General features: G+C 69.9%; 6 protein-coding genes. 5 read left to right on the forward strand and 1 reads right to left on the reverse strand.

Translation table 11 applies throughout. The features are described 5' to 3' along the window. Both VTU_RS30225 and VTU_RS0124300 read left to right on the forward strand, forming a co-directional pair. Nucleotides 1-1459, forward strand: a 1459-nt coding sequence (locus tag VTU_RS30225; RefSeq protein WP_010110307.1) for a long-chain-fatty-acid--CoA ligase, incomplete at its 5' end; no start/stop codon positions are given. Between the two features lie 72 nt (nt 1460-1531). Further along, on the forward strand, nt 1532-2464 hold the full coding sequence (locus VTU_RS0124300) for a phosphoribosylaminoimidazolesuccinocarboxamide synthase (protein ID WP_010110308.1): 933 nt from the start codon (nt 1532-1534) through the stop codon (nt 2462-2464). Between the two features lie 21 nt (nt 2465-2485). On the opposite strand, the gene trxA is transcribed toward VTU_RS0124300, so the two are convergent. Then, the gene (gene trxA, locus VTU_RS0124305; protein WP_010110309.1) at nt 2486-3394 is read right to left on the reverse strand and encodes a thioredoxin; all 909 of its coding nucleotides are present in this window, start codon (nt 3392-3394) and stop codon (nt 2486-2488) included. A gap of 159 nt (nt 3395-3553) precedes the next feature. Here trxA and purE point away from each other — a divergent pair, with 159 nt between their 5' ends. The 3 genes from purE to VTU_RS0124320 all read left to right on the forward strand — a co-directional run. Then, entirely contained in the window at nt 3554-4048 is a 495-nt protein-coding gene (gene purE / locus VTU_RS0124310; protein WP_010110310.1) for a 5-(carboxyamino)imidazole ribonucleotide mutase, read from the forward strand. Then, the gene (locus tag VTU_RS0124315) at nt 4045-5214 is read left to right on the forward strand and encodes a 5-(carboxyamino)imidazole ribonucleotide synthase (RefSeq protein WP_010110311.1); all 1170 of its coding nucleotides are present in this window, start codon (nt 4045-4047) and stop codon (nt 5212-5214) included. The genes purE and VTU_RS0124315 overlap by 4 nt, the downstream gene beginning before the upstream one ends. Before the next feature lie 8 nt (nt 5215-5222). Then, the coding region (locus VTU_RS0124320) for an L-threonylcarbamoyladenylate synthase (protein ID WP_010110312.1) at nt 5223-5546 on the forward strand (324 nt) is incomplete at its 3' end.

The raw sequence follows: 5546 nt of genomic DNA on the forward strand, positions 1-5546 counted from the left end.
GCGGGCGAACGCGGTGGTGGTTCCGGTGAACCCCATGAACCGCGCCGAAGAGCTCAAACACTACATCACCGACCCCGACACCCGGCTGGCCATCACCACGGCGGACCTGGCGCCCGAACTGGCCCGGGCAAGCAACGCCCTGCCACCGGCCAAGCGCCTGGCGCATCTGGTGGCAACACAGTTCAGCGACGCCTTCGACCCGGACACGGCGGGCGCCGACGCCCTGCCCGAGGCCTGGCGGCAATGGCTGCTCACGCGCCACTCCCTGCCCGCGCTCGACGGCGGCCAGACCCACGCCTGGGCGGACGCGCTGGCCTGTACGGCCCCCCCGCCGGCGCTGCGCGTGGGCCCCGACGACCTGGCGCTGCTGCCCTATACCAGCGGCACCACCGGCCTGCCCAAGGGCTGCATGCACCTGCACAAGAGCATCATGCACAACACCGTGGCCAGCAGCCTGTGGGGCAACTGCGCGGCAGACAACATCATGCTGGCGGTGGCGCCCATGTTCCACATCACCGGCATCGTGAACATGCTGCACACGGCCATCTACAGCGCTGCCACCCTGGTCGTCATGCCCCGCTGGGACAGGGAGTTGGCCGGAAGGCTCATCGCGCGCCACCGGGTGACCCACTGGACGAATATCCCCACGATGATCATCGACCTGCTGGGCAGCCCGAACCTCGCCCAGCACGACCTCTCCAGCCTGGTCTACATCGGCGGCGGTGGCGCGGCCATGCCCCAGGCCGTGGCCCAGCGCCTGTTCGAGCAATACGGTCTGCGCTACGCCGAAGGCTACGGCCTGACGGAGACCGCCGCACCTTCGCACGCCAACCCGCCCGAGCACCCGCGGCAGCAATGCCTGGGAATCCCCTACATGGGCGTCGATGCGCGCGTGGTCGATCCCGAGACCCTGCAGGAGATGCCCGTCGGCGAACAGGGCGAAATCATCATCCATGGCCCCCAGGTGTTCGTCGGCTACTGGAAGCGCCCGGACGCGAGCGCGTCGGCGCTCATCGAATTCGAGGGCAAGCGCTTTTTCCGCTCCGGCGACCTGGGCTACGTGGACGGGGACGGCTACTTCTTCCTGACCGACCGCATCAAACGCATGATCAACGCCAGCGGCTTCAAGGTCTGGCCCGCCGAGGTCGAGGCGATGATGTTCCGCCACCCCGCCATCCAGGATGCCTGCATCATCGCCACCAGGGACAGCTACCGCGGCGAGAGCGTCAAAGCCGTGGTGGTGCTGCGCGCCACGCACGGGGACACGACCGAACAGCAGCTCATCGACTGGTGCCGCGCGAACATGGCGGTCTACAAGGTGCCGCGCAGCGTGCAGTTCGTCGGCGCGCTGCCCAAGAGCGGCAGCGGCAAGGTGATGTGGCGGGCGTTGCAGGAGCAGGAACAGGAAGCGCAGCCGCCCGCTGCCGGCGAACCGGCTCGCGCGATACCCCCCGCGTAGAATCCGCGGGCCGGGGGCCTGTCAGCAGCAGATGCGGATGTGTCCGGCGCCCTGCCGACACCCTGCAACACCATGATCCTGCCCCGCTCCAAAGCCCTGCATACCTCTTGCCTGACCTCGCTGCCCCTGCTCGCGCGCGGCAAGGTGCGCGACAACTACGCCGTGGGCAGCGACCGCATCCTGATGGTGGCCAGCGACCGGCTGTCGGCCTTCGACGTGATCATGGGCGAGCCCATTGCGGGCAAGGGCGAACTGCTCACGCAGATGGCCTTGTTCTGGTTTCACCGGCTCGGCCACATTTGCCCGCACCACCTGACGGGCGAGCCGCCCGAGAGCGTGGTCAGCCCCGACGAGGCCGCGCAGATCCGCGGCCGCTCGATGCTCGTGCGGCGCCTCGAACCGATTCCGGTCGAAGCCGTGGTGCGCGGCTATCTGGCCGGCAGCGGCTGGAAGGAATACCAGACCAGGCAATCGGTTTGCGGCGTGCCGCTGCCTGCGGGCCTGGCCAACGCCGCCAGGCTGCCCGAGCCGATCTACACGCCGGCGACCAAGGCGGCGCCGGGCGGGCACGACGAGAACATCCCGTTTGAACGCACGGTGGAGATGATCGGCCCGCAGCGCGCCGGCCGCATCCGCGATCTGAGTATCGCCCTCTACCGCGCGGCGGCTGACGTGGCCCTGGACAAGGGCCTGATCATTGCCGACACGAAGTTCGAGTTCGGCCTCGCGCCCGACGGCGAACTGGTGCTGATGGACGAGGTGCTCACGCCCGACAGCTCGCGCTACTGGCCCGTGGAAGGCCATGCGGCCGCGCTGGCCGCGGGCCACAACCCGCCGAGCTACGACAAGCAGTTCGTGCGCGACTGGCTGGAACAGGTGCAGGTGAATGGCAAACCCTGGGACAAGACCGCTCCCGCGCCGCGCCTGCCCCAGGCCGTGATCGAAAAGACCGTCGCCAAGTACCGCGAGGCGTTCGAGCGGCTCACGGGCCAGCCCGCAGCATGAAGCCCGCGCGACCGCGGCTCCTCAGCTGAGCACCACCGAACTGAGCCGGCGCCGGTAGCTGGCGACCACCGGGTCGTCGGGCGGGATCTGGCCCTCGGCCACCTTGGCCTTCGGGGGCTCGATGATGTCCAGGATGGCCACGCAGGTCTTGCGTGCGATCTCGTCGCCCCAGGCCTTGTCGCGCATGAGGATTTCGAGCAACTCGTCCATCGCGTCGGTCCAGTGCTGGTGCGCCATGAGCCAGCGCGCACGCGCGTAGCGGGCGTCGAAATCGCGCTTGTTGGCGGCAATTCGCGCAGCGAATCCGGCCTCGGTGCCCTCGTCGTATGCCCCGGTGGCGACGAAATCCAGCGCGTCCAGCCAGGCCTTCAGCGCGCCCAGCTTGCGTGCGCCCGCAGCCTTGGCGAGCACGGGGGCGAACGCGGTCCGGGCGTCGTCCTCGCGGTGGAACTGCAACAGGAGCCGGACGTAGTCAAAGCGTGCGTCGTCGTTCGCGGGGTCGGTCGCCACGGCGTGCTGCAGCTTTTCCAGCGCCGTTTCGGTGTCGCCACCGGCCAGGGCTTCGAGGGCCTGCTCTTCCTCGGCTTCGGCGGCCATGGCCTCGGTGCTGGGCAGGTGCTTGTCGAGGAAGGCGCGCACCTGGCCCTCGGGCAGGGCCCCCATGAAGCCGTCCACGGGCTGGCCGTTCATGAGCAGCACGCAGGTGGGGATGCTGCGGATGCCGAACATGCCCGCGAGTTGCTGCTCTTGGTCCGAATCGATCTTCACGAGCTTGAAGCGGCCCGCGTACTCGGTTTCCAGCTTCTCCAGCACCGGGCCCAGCGACTTGCAGGGGCCGCACCAGGGCGCCCAGAAGTCCGCCAGCACGGGGGTGTCCATCGAGGCGGCAAGCACCTCGGCTTCAAAATTTTTTGCGGTAACGTCGATCATGGTGGTGTTCGGGCCGGGGGCCGGTGGTGCTTCCTGAGCGCGCTATTTTGGCGCATCGCGGTGGCCGCGTGCCGCCAGCCCAGGGCGCAAAACGTAAAATCGCGGGTTTCATTCACCCGGTGCCATGGGCTGCGCCCACGATCGAGCACCTCCACCACCATGAAACCCATAGAGATCGGCGTGGTCATGGGTTCCGGCAGCGACTGGGACACCATGCAGCATGCAGTGCAGATTCTTGAGCAGTTCGGCATCGCCCACGAGGCCCGCGTACTGTCCGCGCACCGCATGCCCGACGACATGTTCGCCTACGCCGAGGCCGCCGCCGACCGGGGCCTCAGGGCCATCATCGCCGGGGCCGGGGGCGCGGCCCACCTGCCCGGCATGCTGGCCGCCAAGACCACCGTTGCGGTGCTCGGCGTTCCCGTGGCCAGCCGGCATCTGCAGGGCCTGGATTCGCTGCACAGCATCGTGCAGATGCCCAGGGGAATTCCCGTGGCGACCTTTGCCATCGGCAGCGCCGGCGCGGCGAACGCGGCACTGTTCGCCGTGGCGCTGCTTGCCGCCGAGCGCCCCGAACTGCGCCAGCGCCTGCAAGCCTTTCGCACCGAACAGACCGAAGCGGCGCGCAGCGCGACCCTGCCGCCCACCGCATGACGCCCCCGGACGAACCCATCCTGCCCGGCAGCACGCTGGGCGTGCTCGGTGGCGGCCAACTCGGGCGCATGTTCGTGCACGCGGCGCAGGCCATGGGCTATCGCACGGCCGTGCTCGACGCCGACCCCGAAAGCCCCGCGGGTCTGGTGAGCCAGCACCATATCTGCACGGGCTACGACGACCCGCAGGGCCTGGCCGAACTGGCCCGCCTGAGCGCCGCCGTCACGACCGAATTTGAAAACGTTCCCGCCGCCGCATTGGCCGCGCTGGCCGCGCAGTGCCCGGTCTCGCCCGCCGCCGCTGCCGTGGCCGTGGCGCAGGACCGCGTGCAGGAAAAGGCCCATTTCGCGCGCTGCGGCGTGGCCTGCGCGCCGTATGCCGTCGTCGAAACGGCCGCGCAACTGGCCGCCGTACCCGCCGCCTTGCTGCCCGGCATCCTGAAGACCGCGCGCCTGGGCTACGACGGCAAGGGCCAGGTGCGGGTGCCAACCGCTGGCGCACTGGCCGCCGCCTGGGACGCGCTCGGCAGGCAGCCGTGCGTGCTGGAAAAAATGCTGCCGCTGGCGCTGGAATGCTCGGTGATCGTGGCGCGCGGCGCCGACGGCACCATCGTGCACTTGCCCGTGCAGCGCAACCTGCACCGCGGTGGAATCCTGGCCGTGACCGAGGTGTTTGCCGGAAATCTGCCGCGAGCGCTCGCCGAACGGGCGCTCGCGGCGGCGATGGCCATCGCCGACGGCCTGCAGTACGTGGGCGTGCTGTGCACCGAATTCTTCGTGCTGCAAGACGGCAGCTTGCTGGTCAACGAGATCGCCCCGCGCCCGCACAACAGCGGCCACTACAGCCAGGACGCCTGCGACCTGTCGCAGTTCGAACTGCAACTGCGCACCCTGGCCCGCCTGCCGCTGACCCCGCCGCGCCAGCACAGCCCTGCCGTGATGCTCAACCTGCTGGGCGACCTGTGGTTTGCGCCGGGCGGCGGCGAGCAGCCCCCGCCCTGGGCCGCGGTGCTGGCCCTGCCGGGAACGCGGCTGCACCTGTACGGCAAGCGCGAGGCCCGGCGCGGCCGCAAGATGGGGCACCTGAACGTCAGCGGAGCGACCCCCGAGGCCGCGCGCGCAACTGCCCTGCAGGCCGCGGCCCTGCTGGGCATCGAAGCCTTTTGATTCCGAGCATGATCCTCGACGCCAATGACCCCCACGCCATTGCCCGTGCAGCCCGCGCCGTGCGCGGCGGCGCGCTGCTCGGCCTGCCCACCGAAACCGTGTACGGCCTGGGGGCCGACGCCGGCAACGACGCCGCCGTGGCGCAAATCTTTGCCGCCAAGGGCCGGCCCATCGACCATCCGCTCATCGTGCACGTGGCGCAGGCCGCAGACGTCGAGTACTTTGCCCGCGCGCTCCCCGCGTTTGCGCAGGCGCTGATCAGAGCCTTCTGGCCCGGCCCGCTGACGCTCATCCTGCCGCGCCGGCCGGGCGTGGCCGGCGCGGCCGCGGGC

The organism is Verminephrobacter aporrectodeae subsp. tuberculatae At4, from assembly GCF_000193225.1.
In the GTDB taxonomy this organism is placed as follows: domain Bacteria; phylum Pseudomonadota; class Gammaproteobacteria; order Burkholderiales; family Burkholderiaceae_C; genus Acidovorax; species Acidovorax aporrectodeae.

Coding starts and splice junctions, on each gene's coding strand:
- VTU_RS0124300 (WP_010110308.1), top strand. CDS start 1,532: ATGATCCTGCCCCGCTCCAAAGCCCTGCATACCTCTTGCCTGACCTCG.
- VTU_RS0124315 (WP_010110311.1), top strand. CDS start 4,045: ATGACGCCCCCGGACGAACCCATCCTGCCCGGCAGCACGCTGGGCGTG.
- purE (WP_010110310.1), top strand. CDS start 3,554: ATGAAACCCATAGAGATCGGCGTGGTCATGGGTTCCGGCAGCGACTGG.
- trxA (WP_010110309.1), bottom strand. CDS start 3,394: ATGATCGACGTTACCGCAAAAAATTTTGAAGCCGAGGTGCTTGCCGCC.